15 protein-coding genes and 1 pseudogene are annotated in these 14708 nt (G+C 68.2%); 8 read left to right on the top strand and 8 right to left on the bottom strand.

The window, feature by feature from the left end:
* Positions 1-71: 71 nt before the first annotated feature.
* Together ABMA10_RS14570 and ilvA are read left to right on the top strand one after the other, a co-directional pair.
* Positions 72-1385: an AI-2E family transporter gene (locus ABMA10_RS14570; protein ID WP_347870555.1), complete on the top strand. Its 1314-nt coding sequence runs from the start codon at positions 72-74 to the stop codon at positions 1383-1385.
* Positions 1382-2638, top strand: coding sequence for a threonine ammonia-lyase (gene ilvA, locus ABMA10_RS14565; RefSeq protein WP_347870554.1), 1257 nt, complete (start codon positions 1382-1384; stop codon positions 2636-2638). The genes ABMA10_RS14570 and ilvA overlap by 4 nt, the downstream gene beginning before the upstream one ends.
* Before the next feature lie 106 nt (positions 2639-2744).
* On the opposite strand, the gene greA is transcribed toward ilvA, so the two are convergent.
* Entirely contained in the window at positions 2745-3236 is a 492-nt protein-coding gene (greA, locus tag ABMA10_RS14560; protein ID WP_347870553.1) for a transcription elongation factor GreA, read from the bottom strand.
* A 160-nt stretch (positions 3237-3396) separates the two neighbouring features.
* Positions 3397-3816, bottom strand: coding sequence for a DUF4307 domain-containing protein (locus ABMA10_RS14555; RefSeq protein WP_347870552.1), 420 nt, complete (start codon positions 3814-3816; stop codon positions 3397-3399).
* 167 nt (positions 3817-3983) lie between these two features.
* Between ABMA10_RS14555 and mca the strand changes: the two genes are divergently transcribed.
* Positions 3984-4859, top strand: coding sequence for a mycothiol conjugate amidase Mca (gene mca / locus ABMA10_RS14550; RefSeq protein WP_347870551.1), 876 nt, complete (start codon positions 3984-3986; stop codon positions 4857-4859).
* Positions 4856-5185 (top strand): hypothetical protein, encoded by a 330-nt coding sequence (locus tag ABMA10_RS14545; RefSeq protein WP_347870550.1) that lies wholly within the window; start codon positions 4856-4858, stop codon positions 5183-5185. The genes mca and ABMA10_RS14545 overlap by 4 nt, the downstream gene beginning before the upstream one ends.
* A gap of 19 nt (positions 5186-5204) precedes the next feature.
* Here the strand turns inward: ABMA10_RS14545 and trhA are convergent, their stop codons facing one another.
* Positions 5205-5918: a PAQR family membrane homeostasis protein TrhA gene (gene trhA / locus ABMA10_RS14540; RefSeq protein ID WP_347870549.1), complete on the bottom strand. Its 714-nt coding sequence runs from the start codon at positions 5916-5918 to the stop codon at positions 5205-5207.
* Between the two features lie 73 nt (positions 5919-5991).
* Between trhA and ABMA10_RS14535 the strand changes: the two genes are divergently transcribed.
* The 4 genes from ABMA10_RS14535 (at position 5992) to ABMA10_RS14520 (ending at position 10243) form a co-directional block, all read left to right on the top strand.
* Entirely contained in the window at positions 5992-6774 is a 783-nt protein-coding gene (locus ABMA10_RS14535) for an isoprenyl transferase (protein WP_431031525.1), read from the top strand.
* Positions 6771-7940: an aminotransferase class V-fold PLP-dependent enzyme gene (locus tag ABMA10_RS14530; RefSeq protein WP_347870547.1), complete on the top strand. Its 1170-nt coding sequence runs from the start codon at positions 6771-6773 to the stop codon at positions 7938-7940. The genes ABMA10_RS14535 and ABMA10_RS14530 overlap by 4 nt, the downstream gene beginning before the upstream one ends.
* A gap of 202 nt (positions 7941-8142) precedes the next feature.
* Positions 8143-9567: a PhoH family protein gene (locus ABMA10_RS14525; protein WP_414693730.1), complete on the top strand. Its 1425-nt coding sequence runs from the start codon at positions 8143-8145 to the stop codon at positions 9565-9567.
* Positions 9568-9661: 94 nt separating this feature from the next.
* Positions 9662-10243 carry an A24 family peptidase gene (locus ABMA10_RS14520; RefSeq protein WP_347870546.1) on the top strand — a complete coding sequence of 194 codons (582 nt, stop codon included), beginning with the start codon at positions 9662-9664 and terminating at the stop codon, positions 10241-10243.
* 55 nt (positions 10244-10298) lie between these two features.
* On the opposite strand, the gene ABMA10_RS14515 is transcribed toward ABMA10_RS14520, so the two are convergent.
* From ABMA10_RS14515 to xseA, 5 genes and pseudogenes are all read right to left on the bottom strand, one after another.
* On the bottom strand, positions 10299-11702 hold the full coding sequence (locus ABMA10_RS14515; RefSeq protein WP_347870545.1) for a class II fumarate hydratase: 1404 nt from the start codon (positions 11700-11702) through the stop codon (positions 10299-10301).
* 65 nt (positions 11703-11767) lie between these two features.
* Positions 11768-12409 (bottom strand): carbonic anhydrase, encoded by a 642-nt coding sequence (locus ABMA10_RS14510; protein WP_347870544.1) that lies wholly within the window; start codon positions 12407-12409, stop codon positions 11768-11770.
* Between the two features lie 75 nt (positions 12410-12484).
* Positions 12485-13174: pseudogene (locus ABMA10_RS14505) on the bottom strand (DUF4245 domain-containing protein); the annotation flags it as partial.
* A complete protein-coding gene (locus ABMA10_RS14500; RefSeq protein WP_347870542.1) occupies positions 13093-13329 on the bottom strand; it encodes an exodeoxyribonuclease VII small subunit in 237 nt (78 codons plus the stop codon). The pseudogene ABMA10_RS14505 and the gene ABMA10_RS14500, both read right to left, overlap by 82 nt.
* 9 nt (positions 13330-13338) lie before the next feature.
* Entirely contained in the window at positions 13339-14598 is a 1260-nt protein-coding gene (gene xseA, locus ABMA10_RS14495; protein WP_347870541.1) for an exodeoxyribonuclease VII large subunit, read from the bottom strand.
* Between the last annotated feature and the right edge of the window lie 110 nt (positions 14599-14708).

Here is a 14708-nt window from a genome sequence, read left to right as displayed (position 1 = left end):
GCTCAGCATCCCCGTGTTCCTCCCAGGAATCGCATGCCCGGACGGGCATGGGCCAGCCCTACACTTGAGCAATGGCGGACGACACTCCGAAGACCTGGTGGGGACGCTTTCTCCCCGACGCTGTGCCCCCTCCTGCCCGTGAATCGAACACGAGCGGCGTCTCGCCGGGCATGCGCACTGCGGCCGCATGGTCCTGGCGCATCCTCGTCGTCGCCGCCGTCATCGCGCTCCTCGTCTTCCTGGTCGTGCAGCTCCGGCTCATCGTCATCCCGCTGCTCATCGCCGTTCTGGTGTCGGCGCTGCTCAAGCCGCTCGTGGACTTCCTCGTGCGCCATCGCTGGCCGAAGGGCCTCGCCATCGCACTCGCCCTCGTGGGCACGATCGCCGCTGTCAGCGGACTCGTCTTCCTCGCGATCTCGCAGATCACCTCACAGTTCGCCTCAGTCCAGGCACGGACGCTGTCCGCGTACGACGACTTCAAGACCTTCCTGCTCGACAGCCCGCTGCACATCACCCAAGCGCAGCTCAACGACTTCGTCGCGCAGGCCTTCGACTCGCTGCAGCAGGACGGCCAGGTCCTGCTCTCGGGCGCGCTGTCGATCGGCTCGACCCTGGGTCATGTCGCCACCGGGTTGTTCCTGACACTGTTCTGCCTCCTGTTCATGCTCATCGACGGCCGCACGATCTGGCGGTGGAGCGTGAACGTGTTCCCGAGGCGGGCACGGCCGGCCGTCGACAGCGCGGGACGCGCGGGCTGGCGGACCCTCGGCAACTACGTGCGGACGCAGATCCTCGTCGCCTCCATCGATGCGGTCGGCATCGGACTCGGCGCGTTCTTCCTCGGCGTCCCGCTCGCGATCCCGGTCGCCGTGCTGGTCTTCCTGGGCTCGTTCGTGCCGATCGTCGGTGCGGTCGTGACCGGTGCCGTCGCGGTGTTCCTCGCCCTCGTCTACAACGGCCCGGTCATCGCACTCGCGATGCTCGGCGTGGTCCTCGCCGTCCAGCAGCTCGAGGGGCATGTCCTCCAGCCGTTGATCATGGGTACGGCCGTCAAGGTCCACCCCCTCGCCGTCGTGCTCGCCGTCGCGGGCGGCACGATGCTCGCCGGTATCCCCGGTGCATTGTTCGCCGTACCGGTCGTCGCGGTCATCAACGTCATGGTCCACACGATCTCCAGCGGAGCGTGGCGAACAGGTGGCGCTCCACCGCTCGTGCAGACCGACGGGGCCATCTGGCAGACCGTCCCGAGCCCGAGCCGAATCCGTCCGGGCTCCCGCTCGCCGCGCGAGTCCCAGGATCGCTCCGGCGATCAGGAGCCCCAGCACCCCAGCGTCGACCCCACTGAACCCTCGTCCCCAGAAAGTCCAGGACACCGCACACCATGACCGATTCCACCTCACGCTCCACCGTGATCCCCGGGCCGTCGCTCGCTGCGTTCGAACGCGCACGCGACACACTCGCCGGGACCGTCCAGCGCACTCCGATGGAGAGCTCCCGCTACCTCGCCGACGTCCTCGGCGTACCGGTGCACCTGAAGTGCGAGAACCTGCAGCGCACCGGTTCCTACAAGATCCGTGGTGCCTACAACCGCATGTCGAGCCTGACGCCGGAGGAACGGGCTCGTGGTGTCGTCGCGGCATCGGCCGGCAACCATGCGCAAGGCGTCGCCTTCGCCGCACGTGAGCTCGGCATCAAGGCGACCATCTTCATGCCGGTGGGTGTCCCGCTGCCGAAGCTCGCCGCGACGCGCGACTACGGTGCCGACGTCATCCTCCGCGGGCACACCGTCGCCGAGCCGTTGATCGCCGCAGCAGAGTTCGCCGCGGAGACGGGGGCGATCCTCATCCCGCCGTTCGACCACCCCGACGTCATCACGGGTCAGGGCACGCTCGGCCTCGAGATCCTCGAGGAGGTCCCCGACGTCGAGACGGTCATCGTGCCCATCGGCGGCGGCGGCCTCATCTCCGGCGTGGCCGGTGTGCTCAAGCAGCGTGCTGCCCTCGAGGGGCGGACCATCCGCGTGATCGGTGTCCAGGCAGCGAACGCCGCAGCATATCCGGCCTCGCTGGAGGCCGGTCGCCCGACGACGATCACCGTGCAGCCGACGATCGCGGACGGCATCGCAGTGGCGCGGCCCGGCGAGCTCAACTTCGAGATGATCAGCGCTCTGGTCGACGAGGTCGTGACGGTCACCGAGGACGACCTCGCCCGCGCGATCGTGGTGCTCCTCGAACGAGCCAAGCTCGTCGTGGAGCCTGCAGGCGCCGCCGGCGTGGCTGCGATCCTCGCCGGCAAGATCGAGGCCTCCGGCACGACCGTCGCGATCCTCTCCGGCGGCAACATCGACCCGCTGCTGCTGCAGCGTGTCGTGAGTCACGGGCTCGCGGCGTCCGACCGCTACCTCACACTGCGGATCCCGCTGCCCGACCGTCCGGGCCAGCTGGCCCGGACAGCGGAACTCGTCGCGCAGGCGAACGCGAACGTCATCGAGGTGCTGCACACACGCCATGGGCACGGGCTGCAGATCAGCGATGTGGAGCTGGAGCTGAGTATCGAGACCCGCGGGCCCGACCACCGAGACCTCGTCGTGCAGACCCTCCGTGAGGCCGGCTACGACCCACAGATCGTCGACGACTGACATGGATCGTCGACGAATGAGCGGACAGCCTTCGTCGACGACTGAGGTCCGTGCGTGATGAAGGGCCCCACCGATCGGTGGGGCCCTTCATCATGTCTCGGGACGATCAGGATCCGGTGTACGTCTCCACGGCGGTGATCGAGACGGTGATCTCCTTGCCGTTGGGGGCCTCGTACGTGGTGGTCTCGCCGATCTTGAGACCGAGGATCGCAGAGCCGAGCGGGCTGCCCTCGCTGTAGACGTCGAGGTCGGTGTTGCCGGCGATCTCGCGGCTCCCGAGGAGGAACCGCTCCTCACCGCCGGCGACGACGGCAGTGATGACCGTGCCGGACTCGACGACACCGTGCGACTCGGGAGCCTCGCTCACCTTGGCGTCGCGCAGCATCTGCGTGAGGGTGCGGATGCGGGCTTCCTGCTTGCCCTGTTCGTCCTTGGCGGCGTGGTAGCCGCCGTTCTCCTTCAGGTCGCCTTCTTCACGGGCCGCCTCGATGCGCTTGGCGATCTCTTCGCGACCCGTGGTGCTCAGGTGCTCGAGTTCCGCCTGCAGCCGGTCGAAGGCCTGCTGGGTGAGGAACGTCTCCTGGATCTGCTCGGACACGATGGAACTCCTTCTTGCATGGGTGGGTCCGGCACGACTCGGCTGATTCGCCCGTCATATGCCAGACGCCCCGGCGGATTGCCAGGGCGTGTGAACTGCTCCGTCGAGTATCGCACGATCGGCCGGAGAGTGCGCTGAGGGCGATCGGCGCGGTGACGCGTCAGGAGCCGGATTCGACGACCCAGCAGGTGTCGACGACACCCGTGTTGCTCAGCTCCGTCGTCCGGACGAGTTCGGTGAAGCTCCGGGTGCGCTGGTCTGAGAGCGGCAGTTCCACGACCTTCCAACCGACGATCGCGAACCGCTCGTTGAGCGCCTGGACGGAGCAGGCCATCGGTGTGTCCTGCGGGCCGGTCACCTCGAACGAGACGCTGACGCTGGTGTCGTCGATGAGCTCGTGCGCGGTGTTCCGGGCCTCGATGCTCGGACGGCTGCCGTCGAGCCCGGCCCATACGACCCAGGCGACGAAGACGACGACGAATGCGGCGGCCACGATCCAGAGTGCGCGGCGGTCGCGGATCCGACTGCCGGGAGTCCGTCCGTACCGTGCGGCGATGGCGTCTTGCGGGGGGTTGGTCATCGTCACGGGCTCCGGTTCGAACGGTTAAGCTTGACCAGGAGCGCGAGACGCCTCGAGGTCGATGCCTCAAGCGTATTGCCTCTTCCTGGACACCGGGTCCCGCCGGTGTCTCGTCCCTCGAGTCGCCGATCGGTTCCTCGCGCAGACCAGCCGGAAGGCGGAGCACCATGACCATGAGACTGCTCGCGGTGCACGCTCACCCCGACGACGAGTCGAGCAAGGGCGCCGCCACGCTGGCCTACTATCGCAGCCTCGGTGCGGAGGTCATGGTCGTCAGCTGCACCGGCGGGGAGCGGGGCGACCTGCAGAACCCCGAGCTCGCCGACGTCGCCATGCTCGAACGCGACCTCACGGGCTACCGTCGTCTCGAGATGGCGAAGGCGCAGGAGATCCTCGACATCGAGCATCGCTGGCTGGGCTACCGGGACAGCGGCATGGCGACCGACGACGGCTCGGTGCCGCACGCGAGCTTCGCCGACATCCCGCTCGAGGTCTCGACAGGTGTGCTCGTGCGCATCGTGCGCGCATTCCGGCCGCAGGTCATCGTCACGTACGACGAGAACGGCGGCTACCCGCACCCCGATCACATCCGCTGCCACCAGGTGAGCGTCGCCGCCTTCGAGGCCGCTGCCGACGCGGATCGGTATCCCGAGGCCGGAGAGCCATGGCGCGTCGACAAGCTGTACTACGACCGTTCCTTCAGCCCCGCGAGGCTCGAGGCCGTGCACTCCTACCTGGTCGAGCACCGCCCGGCCGACCCGGCCGTCGAACGGCTCGCGGAGATGCGCGAGTGGATGGCCGGGCGTCCCGACCTCGCCACGACGCACGTGCAGGTCGGCGACTTCTTCGAGGCTCGCGATGCTGCGCTACGCGCCCATGGGAGCCAGGTGCCACCCGACTCACCGTTCTTCTTCTGGCCGAACGACGTCCTCCGCGCAGCATGGCCGTTCGAGGACTACCAGCTCGTCACGTCCCACGTCCCGTCGACCATCCCGGAGTCGGAGCTGTTCGCCGGCGTCGACACGACTGAAGGAACCGCATGATGCACCACCTGTTCACCGATCTCCTGCTGGCGGTCACGCCGTCTCCGTCTCCGTCACCGCAGTTCGACGAGAATCAGGTGACGCCAGGCCCGTGGGGCTTCGTCATCACCTTCTCGATCGCGATCATCGTGGTGCTCCTCGTCATCGACATGGTGCGCCGAGTGCGGCGTGTGAACTACCGTGCCGAGATCGACGAGCGTCTGCAGGCGGAACTCGCTGAACGCGACGCCGCAGGCACCCCGACGACGCATCCGTCCGGGCAGTCGCCGACCGGCGCCCCGACGGACGACCCGGGTACCGGTCCTGACGGCACCACCCAGCGGTAGTCGCACCGCCGCACCGAACTCAGCGGTTGTAGACCGGGTCGAGTACGAGCAGCAGGATCCCGCTCCAGTGGCAGAGGAACGCGAGCACCGTGCACACGTGGAACAACTCGTGGAACCCGAACCTCCCGGGCCACGGGTTCGGGCGCTTCATCGCGTACATGATCGCGCCGACCGTGTACAGCAGGCCTCCGCTCGCGACGAGGATCATCGACGCGAAGTTCGCCGCGGCGATGTCGCCGAGGAACGCCACGGCGCCCCAACCGAGCGCGAGGTAGAGCGGGACGTACAGCCAGCGCGGCGCACCGATCCAGAACACCCGGAAGCCGATGCCCAGCAGGGCGCCACCCCAGACGAGCGCGAGGAGCAGCGTGCCCGTCGCCGGTGGGAGTGCGAGCACCGCGAGCGGCGTGTAGGTCCCGGCGATCAGCAGGAAGATGTTGGCGTGGTCGATCCGCTTCAGCAGGAGTCTGATCCTCGGGCGCCATGCGAACCGGTGGTACAGCGCTGAGTTGCCGAACAGGAGCATCGAGGTGAGGACGAACACCGCCGAGCTCCATTTCGCCGGGGCGCCCTGGGCCAGAGCGATCAGGACGATACCGGCTGCGACGGCGACGGGGAACGTACCCGCGTGGATCCAGCCACGCCATGTCGGCTTGATCTCGTCGACGGTCGCATCGGCAGCGGCGGCCTCGAGCAACGGCAGCTGGGGCAGCTCGGGTTCTCCACTCGTCATGCGCCCAGGATACGGGGTGTGACGCACGCTCATCTGGGAGACCCGGAGCAAACTGCACTAGCGTTGCAGGGTGATGACGAGGCAATCCACACCAGGGGACGGCTTCCTGTACGGCGTCTATTCCCGGCGCCTCCGGAAGTCGCTGACATCGCAGAACCTGCCGCACCATGTCGCGATGATCATCGACGGCAACCGCCGGTGGGCGAAGCAGCTCGGCTACGACACCGCGGCTCACGGGCATCGCGCCGGCGCCGCGAAGATGCGCGAGTTCCTGACCTGGTGCGACGATCTCGGCATCGGCGTCGTCACCCTCTACCTGCTCTCGAGCGACAACCTCATGAACCGATCGCCGGAGGAGCTCGTCGACCTCGTCGAGATCATCGCCGACCTGGCGGAGGACCTCTCGCACTACCGCGACTGGCGCGTGAAGCACGTCGGTGCGAGTGATGGCCTTCCGGAGTCGCTGCGTACCGCGCTCGAGGGCGCCGAAGAGCGCACCGCAGACCACACGGGCATGCACATCAACCTCGCTGTCGGCTACGGCGGGCGCACGGAGATCGTGGACGCCATGCGCGCGATCGTCGCGAAGCACCACCTCGAGGGGCGGAGCCTCGAGGACCTCGCAGCCCTGCTGACCCCCGACCTCATCGGTGAGCATCTGTACACAGGAGGCCAGCCGGATCCCGACCTCGTCATCCGTACGAGCGGTGAGCAGCGGATGAGTGACTTCATGCTCTGGCAGAGCGCCCACAGCGAGTTCTACTTCGTCGAGGCGCTCGGACCCGACCTCCGCGAGGTGGACTTCCTGCGCGCACTCCGTGACTTCTCGCGACGCAACAGGCGGTTCGGCGGATGAGCCGCCGATCCACGGACCCGAGGCGGCAGGCGGAACTCGACGCGGAGACCCGGCTTCGCAGCTTCCAGACCGGATTCGGTGAGGAGCCCGGCTACCTCGACTACGGCAAGGTCGGCCCGCTCGCCGCTTCCGTGGCAGCCGAGGCTTCGCTGTGGAACGATGTGCTCGCCCGCTCCCGCTTCGGTGCCGTCGGCGGGATCGACGAGCAGGACGAGCGCATGCGGGTCGCCGTCAGCTCGCTCATCGGGTTCCGCACGGATCAGATCGTCGCGCAGCCGAACACCTCGCAGGGTCTCATGCACACGATGTTCGGCCTGACCGGGGGAGTGCTGCTTTCGCGCGCCGAGTTCCCCTCCCTTCCGCTCGCTGTCGAGCGGGCTGCCGAGCACATGCACGTCCTCACCCCGCGCTGGCTGGAGACCGATCACGGTCGAGTGACGCCCGGTCAGATCCGCGCCCAGCTCGACGACTCGGTGACCGCCGTCGCGGTGAGCCTCGTCGACTACCGCACCGGCTATGTCAGCGACCTCGAGGGCATCCGTCAGGTGATCGGCGACCGCCTCCTGATCGTCGATGCGATCCAGGGTTTCGGTGTGCTCGACGCACCGTACGAGGTCGCAGACGTCGTCGCGAGCGGTGGCCAGAAATGGATGCGCTCCGGCTGGGGGACCGGCTTCCTGGCGCTCAGCGACCAGGCCCTCGAGCACCTCGTACCGGTCTTCTCCGGTGTGACGGGCACGGACGAGGTCTGGCCGTTCACCGCGACGCCCGCACCCAGCCGGACGGCGAGCGCGTACTCGCTGACACGCGCCGATCCGCTCGCCGCTGCACGGTTCGCCGCGTCGCTCGAGGAGACGATCGCCGTCGGCGTGCCGGCCATCCACGGTGCCATCGCGCAACTGGTGACCGAGGTCATCGATCTCGCGGACGAGTTCGGCATCGCCGTGACGAGTTCCCGCGACGAGACGGAGCGCGCCGGCATCGTGGTCCTCGAGCCGGACGACGCTGCGCTCAACACCCTGTCGGCGTCGCTGGCGAACCACGGGGTCACCGCGACGACTCGCGGAGGGACGGTTCGATTGAGCGTGCACGCGGGGACGAGCCGGGAGACACTCGATCAGCTGCGTGGCGCGCTCGTGTCGTTCGCGACCGCGGTCAGCTACTGAACGGGAGTCGACGCGAGATCCCCTCGCCCGCAAGTCCCCGTTTGTTCATGTTCTCGTAACAGGACACGGGGCGTGTCGTCGCATCGATGTCGGAGGTCGGACGTACGTTCATCTCATCGGGCATGGAGCCCGGTCGAGACGGCCACATAAGTTCGGCTCGAAACCTGCAGGTGGCCGACTCGCTTACGGATCCGAGCATTTGATGCTCGGGGTGGGAGTGGTTGTGGCCTCGCAAGGAACCCAGAACTCGTCAGCCGGTACCGAGACGCGGAACGCGTCCACGAGGCCGAGCAGACGACCCGCCGACCGCACGGCGAGCGGAGGGGATCAGGCGCAGGCCGAGATCACCTATGTGCTCGACACCTCCGTGCTCCTGTCGGATCCCAAGGCGCTCTTCCGTTTCGCAGAGCACGCCGTCGTCATCCCCGTCGTCGTGATCAGCGAACTCGAGGGGAAGCGCAACGACCCTGAGATCGGGTACTTCGCAAGGCAGGCGCTGCGCATCCTCGACGAACTGCGGATCGAACATGAACGACTCGACTTCCCGATCCCGGTCGGCGACGGCGGCTCGTTGCGCGTCGAGCTCAACCACTCGAGCATGGCCTCGCTCCCGTCGGGCCTGCAGCTCGCCGACAACGACTCGCGGATCCTCGCGGTGGCGCTGAACCTCTCCAACGACGGCCTCACGGTGACGGTCGTGTCGAAAGACCTGCCACTCCGGGTGAAGGCGGCGTCGATCGGCCTGCAGGCCGAGGAGTACCGCGCAGAGCTCGCCGTCGACTCCGGCTGGACGGGCATGTCCGAGATCACGCTCGGTTCCGACGACATGAGTGTGCTGTACGAGCGCGAGGAGGGGGTGAGCCCGCTCGTCGCGGAGATGCCGATCAACACCGGCCTCGTGATCCACTCGGACCGCGGCTCGGCGCTTGGCCGTGTGACGGGGAAGCAGAGCTACAAGCTCGTCCGCGGCGACCGGGACGTCTTCGGGCTCCACGGGCGTTCCGCCGAGCAGCGGCTCGCGATCGACCTGCTGCTCGACCCTGAGATCGGCATCCTGTCGCTGGGAGGTCGAGCAGGGACGGGGAAGTCCGCGCTCGCCCTCTGCGCCGGGCTGGAAGCGGTCCTCGAACGACAGGCGCACAAGAAGATCATGGTGTTCCGTCCGCTGTACGCGGTCGGTGGTCAGGAGCTCGGCTACCTGCCCGGTGATCAGGGCGAGAAGATGAACCCCTGGGGCCAAGCGATCTTCGATACCCTCGGTGCCGTCGTGTCGCAGAACGTCCTCGACGAGGTCGTCGAACGGGGCATCCTCGAGGTGCTGCCGCTCACACACATCCGCGGCCGGTCCCTGCACGATGCATTCGTGATCGTCGACGAGGCGCAGTCACTGGAACGGAACGTTTTGCTCACCGTGCTCAGTCGGATCGGGCAGAACTCCAGGGTCGTGCTCACGCACGACGTCGCCCAGCGGGACAACCTGCGCGTCGGGCGCCATGACGGAGTCGCGTCGGTCATCGAGACGCTGAAGGGTCACCCCCTGTTCGCCCATGTGACACTGACGCGCTCGGAGCGCTCGGCGATCGCTGCGCTCGTGACCGAGATGCTCGAAGGGAACGAGCTGGCCTGATGCGGACGCGGGGTGGGGCCGGTGCGCCCCACCCCGCTGTCGCGCCTGTGGACAACTCCGACGGGGCGGTGTGCTCCGGTCCTACCCTGGCGGGATGTCTCCTCTCCGGACCCTCCGCCGACGAACACGCCGTCGCCTGTCCGCAGCATCCTGGATGGTCGCGCTGGGCTCGGTGCTCTCCCTGTTCGCGGTCCTCCGGGTCGGTGTCGATGTCCGTCCGGTCGCGGTCCTCCTGCTCTGGCTCGCGATCATCACTCCGATCCTCGTCCGGACCGACATCCTGACCCGCCGCCTCCCGAATCGCATCGTGCTTCCAGCCCTCGCCGTCGCGATGCCGCTCACCGCGCTCGATGCGGTGGTCCGTCGGGCGCCGGTCTGGGAAGCGCTCTGCGCCAGTCTGGTCGTGGGCGGCGCACTGTACGCGTGCGCGGTGTTCGGAGGGCTCGGCATGGGCGATGTGAAACTCGGAGCGCTGCTGGGACTCACCGTCGGATGCTTCGGCGTCCCCGCTGTGGTCCTCTTCGTCACCATCACGATCTGCGCAGCGGGAATCGTCGGCGCCGCGGTGGTGTGCATCGCCCGGGGTCGCGGCGCCGCCGCCGGATGGCAGATCCGCATCCCCTTCGGCCCGTTCCTCCTGCTCGGAGCCTGGGCCGCGATCGCCGTCGTCGCATGAATCGCAGAACGGCTCCGGACCACAGGGTCCGGAGCCGTTCAGCGGGTGAGGTTTCTCAGCCGGGGTGCGTCATCGACAGGACGTCGAGGGCCGTGTCGAGCTGCTCCACGGTGATCTCGCCGCGCTCGACGAATCCGAGGTCGATGACCGCCTCACGGACGGTCAGACCCTTCGCGACCGAGTGCTTCGCGATCTTCGCGGCCGACTCGTAGCCGATGATCTTGTTCAGCGGAGTGACGATCGAGGGGGAGGAGCCTGCGAGAGCAGCAGCGCGGTCGAGGTTGGCTTCGAGACCGTCGACCGTCTTGTCGGCGAGGACACGGGTCGCGTTGCTCAGCAACCGGATGCTCTCGAGGAGCGCCGTACCCATCACCGGGATGGCGACGTTCAGCTCGAACGCGCCGGACGCGCCGGCCCATGCGATCGTCGCATCGTTGCCGATGACCCGAGCGCCGACCATGAGGACTGCTTCGGGGATGACCGGGTTGACCTTGCCTGGCATGATCGACGAACCGGGCTGGAGGTCCGGGATGTGCAGCTCGCCGAGACCGGTGTTCGGCCCGGAACCCATCCAGCGCAGGTCGTTGCAGATCTTGGTGAGGCTCACCGCGATCACACGGAGTGCGCCGGACGCGTCGACGAGGCCGTCGCGGGCGCCCTGCGCCTCGAAGTGGTCCTGCGCTTCGGTGATGGGCAGTTCGGTCTCCCGTGCGAGCAGCTCGATGACGAGTTGCGGGAAGCCCTTGGGCGTGTTGATGCCGGTGCCGGTGGCTGTGCCGCCGAGCGGGACCTCGGCCACACGGGGGAGGGCGGTGCGGACGCGCTCGATGCCGAGGCGCATCTGACGTGCGTAGCCGCCGAACTCCTGGCCGAGCGTCACCGGCGTCGCGTCCATGAGGTGCGTCCGGCCGGGCTTGACCGCGGTCTTCCACAGCTCGGCCTTGCGCTCGAGCGCGACGGCGAGGTGGTCGAGGGCCGGGATGAGATCGTCGATGAGGGCGCTCGTGACGGCGATGTGCACCGACGTGGGGAAGACGTCGTTCGAGGATTGCGAAGCGTTCACGTGGTCGTTCGGGTGGACGGGGCTGCCGAGACGCGAGCTCGCAAGGGCGGCGAGGACCTCGTTCATGTTCATGTTCGAGGACGTGCCGCTGCCGGTCTGGTAGGTGTCGACCGGGAACTGCGCGTCGTGGACGCCCGTGATCACTTCGTCGGCGGCAGAGGCGATCGCATCGGCGATCGCGGCGTCGAGCACGCCGAGCTGCGCGTTCGCGATCGCGGCGGACTTCTTGATGCGAGCGAGCGAGGCGATCTGAGCCGACTCGAGTCCGCTGCCCGAGATCGGGAAGTTCTCCACGGCTCGCTGCGTCTGTGCACCGTAGAGCGCGTTCGCGGGGACCCGCACCTCGCCCATGGTGTCGTGTTCGATGCGGTACTCGGTAGCTGAGGTGTCTGCCACGCTGTTCGTTCTCCTTTGTGCGATGTGCGGTGGTCCTGCGCCGCGCCGGACGGCGCGCGGTGTCGTTACTCGTGGATCGTGATGTCGCCGATGACGATGTCGGCGACGGCGGTGCCTTCGAGGAGCTTGTAGTTCGCGCCGATGATGGCGACTGTTCCTGCGGCGACGGCGTCACTGATCAGCTCGGACCGCGAGATGACCTCCATGACCGTCCTGCGTAGGTGTCGTCGTCCGACCTCGGAGGAATCGACCCCCGCCGCATCGATCGGCGCGGGGCCGGCGACCGCGGTGACGGCGGGTACGATCTGCTGGATCAGCTGGTCGATGTACGGCGGCAGCGGGGTGGCGTCTTCGGCCTGTGAGTCGATCGCCGCGCGGACGGCCCCGCACTCATCGTGCGCGAGGACGAGGATGAGGGGCACTCGGAGGACGCCCACGGCGTACTCGAGCGTGCCGAGCACCGAATCGGAGACGATCTGACCGGCGTTGCGGACGACGAAGAGGTCACCGAGTCCTTTGTCGAAGATGATCTCTGCGGCCAGACGGGAGTCGGAGCAGCCGAAGATGACGGCTTCGGGCGACTGCGAGTGCGCGAGTGTCGCGCGCCGCTCGACGTCTTGACGGGGGTGGGCGGGATCACCGGCGACGAAACGAGCGTTGCCACGCTGCATCTCGCGCCAGACGGCACCTGGACGCTTCTGGGTCATTCGGAATCCGTTCCTGCAGGGGGTGGGGGCGTCCAGGTTCGCGGTGATCCCTTGGCGGACTGAGCGCGCGACGTCGAGGGCCAGTTCCGGAGAGGCGGTCCCGAAGATCGCGATGGTGCTGCGGCCGGCGACCGTCGACAGTGCGTATTGGACGTTGCCGGTGTCGGTGCCGCTGCCGTTCGCGTACTCGATCCATTCGACGCCGTCGATCGTGACCGTCCCGGTCGGGCGGGCTTCGTCGAGTTCGGCCGAGAGCCAGGTGTCGTTGGCGTCGACGCCTTGGACGAGGCCGACGAACTCGTCGTCGGGGGAGATGAGTCCGACGTTCCAGGAGCGGATGTCGGGTGTGCCGACGACGGGGGAGGACGCGGTCCGGACATCGGCGTAGTTGCTGCCCCAGTCGTCGCCGAGCTCCGGCGTGAGCAGCGGCACTGGGATGTCGCGCTGCGCCTGCCCGGCGAGCTGTGCGTAGTCGACGGTCGGCCGATCAGGAGCCTCACCGCGTGGGACGGCGAGCACGATGACGATGACCAGCCCGACGGTGGCGAGCAACGAGAGGACGAGGTTGTTGACCGTCTTCCGCGAGCGGTACAGACGGGAGTTCTCAGCCTTGCGGTCGGCAGTCTCCTGCGGGGTCTCCGGGCGGCCGAGTTCGGCGACGACGCGGGGAGGTTTGGTGTCGCTCACTGTGCCGTTCCCGCCGCTCCGGATCCGAGTTGCGCGGCGCGGGCGGCGTCGAGTCGGGCCTTCGCGCCGACCAACCATTCCTCGCAGCGCTGGGCGAGCTGTTCGCCGCGCTCCCACAACCGGAGGGAGTCCTCCAGGGAGGCCGAACCCTGCTCGAGTTCGGACACGACACGGACCAGTTCGTCGCGTGCCTGCTCATAGCTGAGCGCCTGGACATCGGAGGAGGTTGGCATGCTTCTATCCTATTCGTCGTCGGTCGTGACGGCAGCCGTCGTCTGGCCGGTGCTCGCGGCTCCGATGGCGCCTGCAGCGAGGGTGATGAGGAGTTCGGTGCCGGCCGGCGCATCGGCAGCCGCTCGGATGACGGCTCCGCCCGGAACGTCGCCGGCGGGGTCCGCCCGCTGCACGATGGCGTAGCCGCGATCGAGGGTGCGCTGCGGGGACAGCGCCCGCAGGTGCGCGCGCAGCTCGCCGACCTCGCGCTGTGCGCGTTCGACAGCACGGTCGATCAGTTCGGCGCCGCGGGCGACCGTCCGGGTCAGCTCGTCGGCTCGGGAGTCGACGATCCACGACGGGTCGGCGAGGGCCGGACGGGTGCGGAGCGTCGCGATACGGTCGATCTCGTGTCCGAGCATCGTGGTCACTCTCGCGGACAGGCGCATCCGTGCCTGCTGCACCCGGGTGAACTCCTCTGCGACGTCTGGTACGACGCGCTTGGCGGCGTCCGTCGGCGTCGAGGCGCGCAGATCGGCGACGTCGTCGAGCAACGGTCGGTCGGCCTCGTGTCCGATCGCGCTCACGAGCGGCGTCGTGCAGGCGGCAGCCGCGCGCACGACGCGTTCGTCGCTGAACCCGAGGAGGTTCTGGAAGTCTCCGCCGCCGCGGGCGACGATGATGACGTCGACCTCGGGGTCGGCGTCGAGGGTCTCGATGGCGCTGACGACCTCGCCGGGCGTGCGGTCACCCTGCACCGCCGCGTGGACCACACGGAAGCGTACGGAGGGCCAACGGAGCTCTGCGTTGCGGAGGACGTCCTTCTCGGCGTCGGAGTCCTTGCCCGTGACGAGTCCGATGCACTGCGGCAGGAAGGGCAGCGGGCGTTTCCGCGTGGCGTCGAACAGGCCTTCGCCGGCGAGCTGCTTCCGCAGACGCTCCAAGCGTTCCAGGAGGTCGCCGATGCCGACGTGCTTCATCGACATGACCTGCATGGTGAGCGTGCCGCCCTTGAGCCAGTAGTTCGGCTTCATCAGCGCGACGACGTGGTCACCCTGCTTGAGGTCGGCGGGGATCTTGGCGCGGACGGACGACCAGATCGTGAAACCGACCGTGGCGTCGACCTCGAGGTCTTTCAGCTTTCCGTAGACGTTGCCGCCGGACGCGCCCCACTGGGTGATCTCACCCTCGACCCAGACCGTGCCGAGCCGATCGATGTAGTCGCGGAGCTTCGCGCCGAGCAGGGCGACGGGCCAGGGTGCGTCCATCGTGGCCGGTGCATCGCTCATCCCTCAAGCCTAGCCGCGGGCACCGACGACGGGTGGTTCCGCCGACAGGGAGCGTTCACGGCCGACTCCCGAGCGCCCCCGCGTAGAATCCAGTGGTGACCGATCTGCGC

Origin of the sequence: Plantibacter sp. RU18 (genome assembly GCF_050613355.1) — a bacterium.
In the GTDB taxonomy this organism is placed as follows: domain Bacteria; phylum Actinomycetota; class Actinomycetes; order Actinomycetales; family Microbacteriaceae; genus Plantibacter.
Note: the sequence above shows the minus strand (reverse complement) of the source record. Positions and strands in the feature narration are given on the sequence as shown.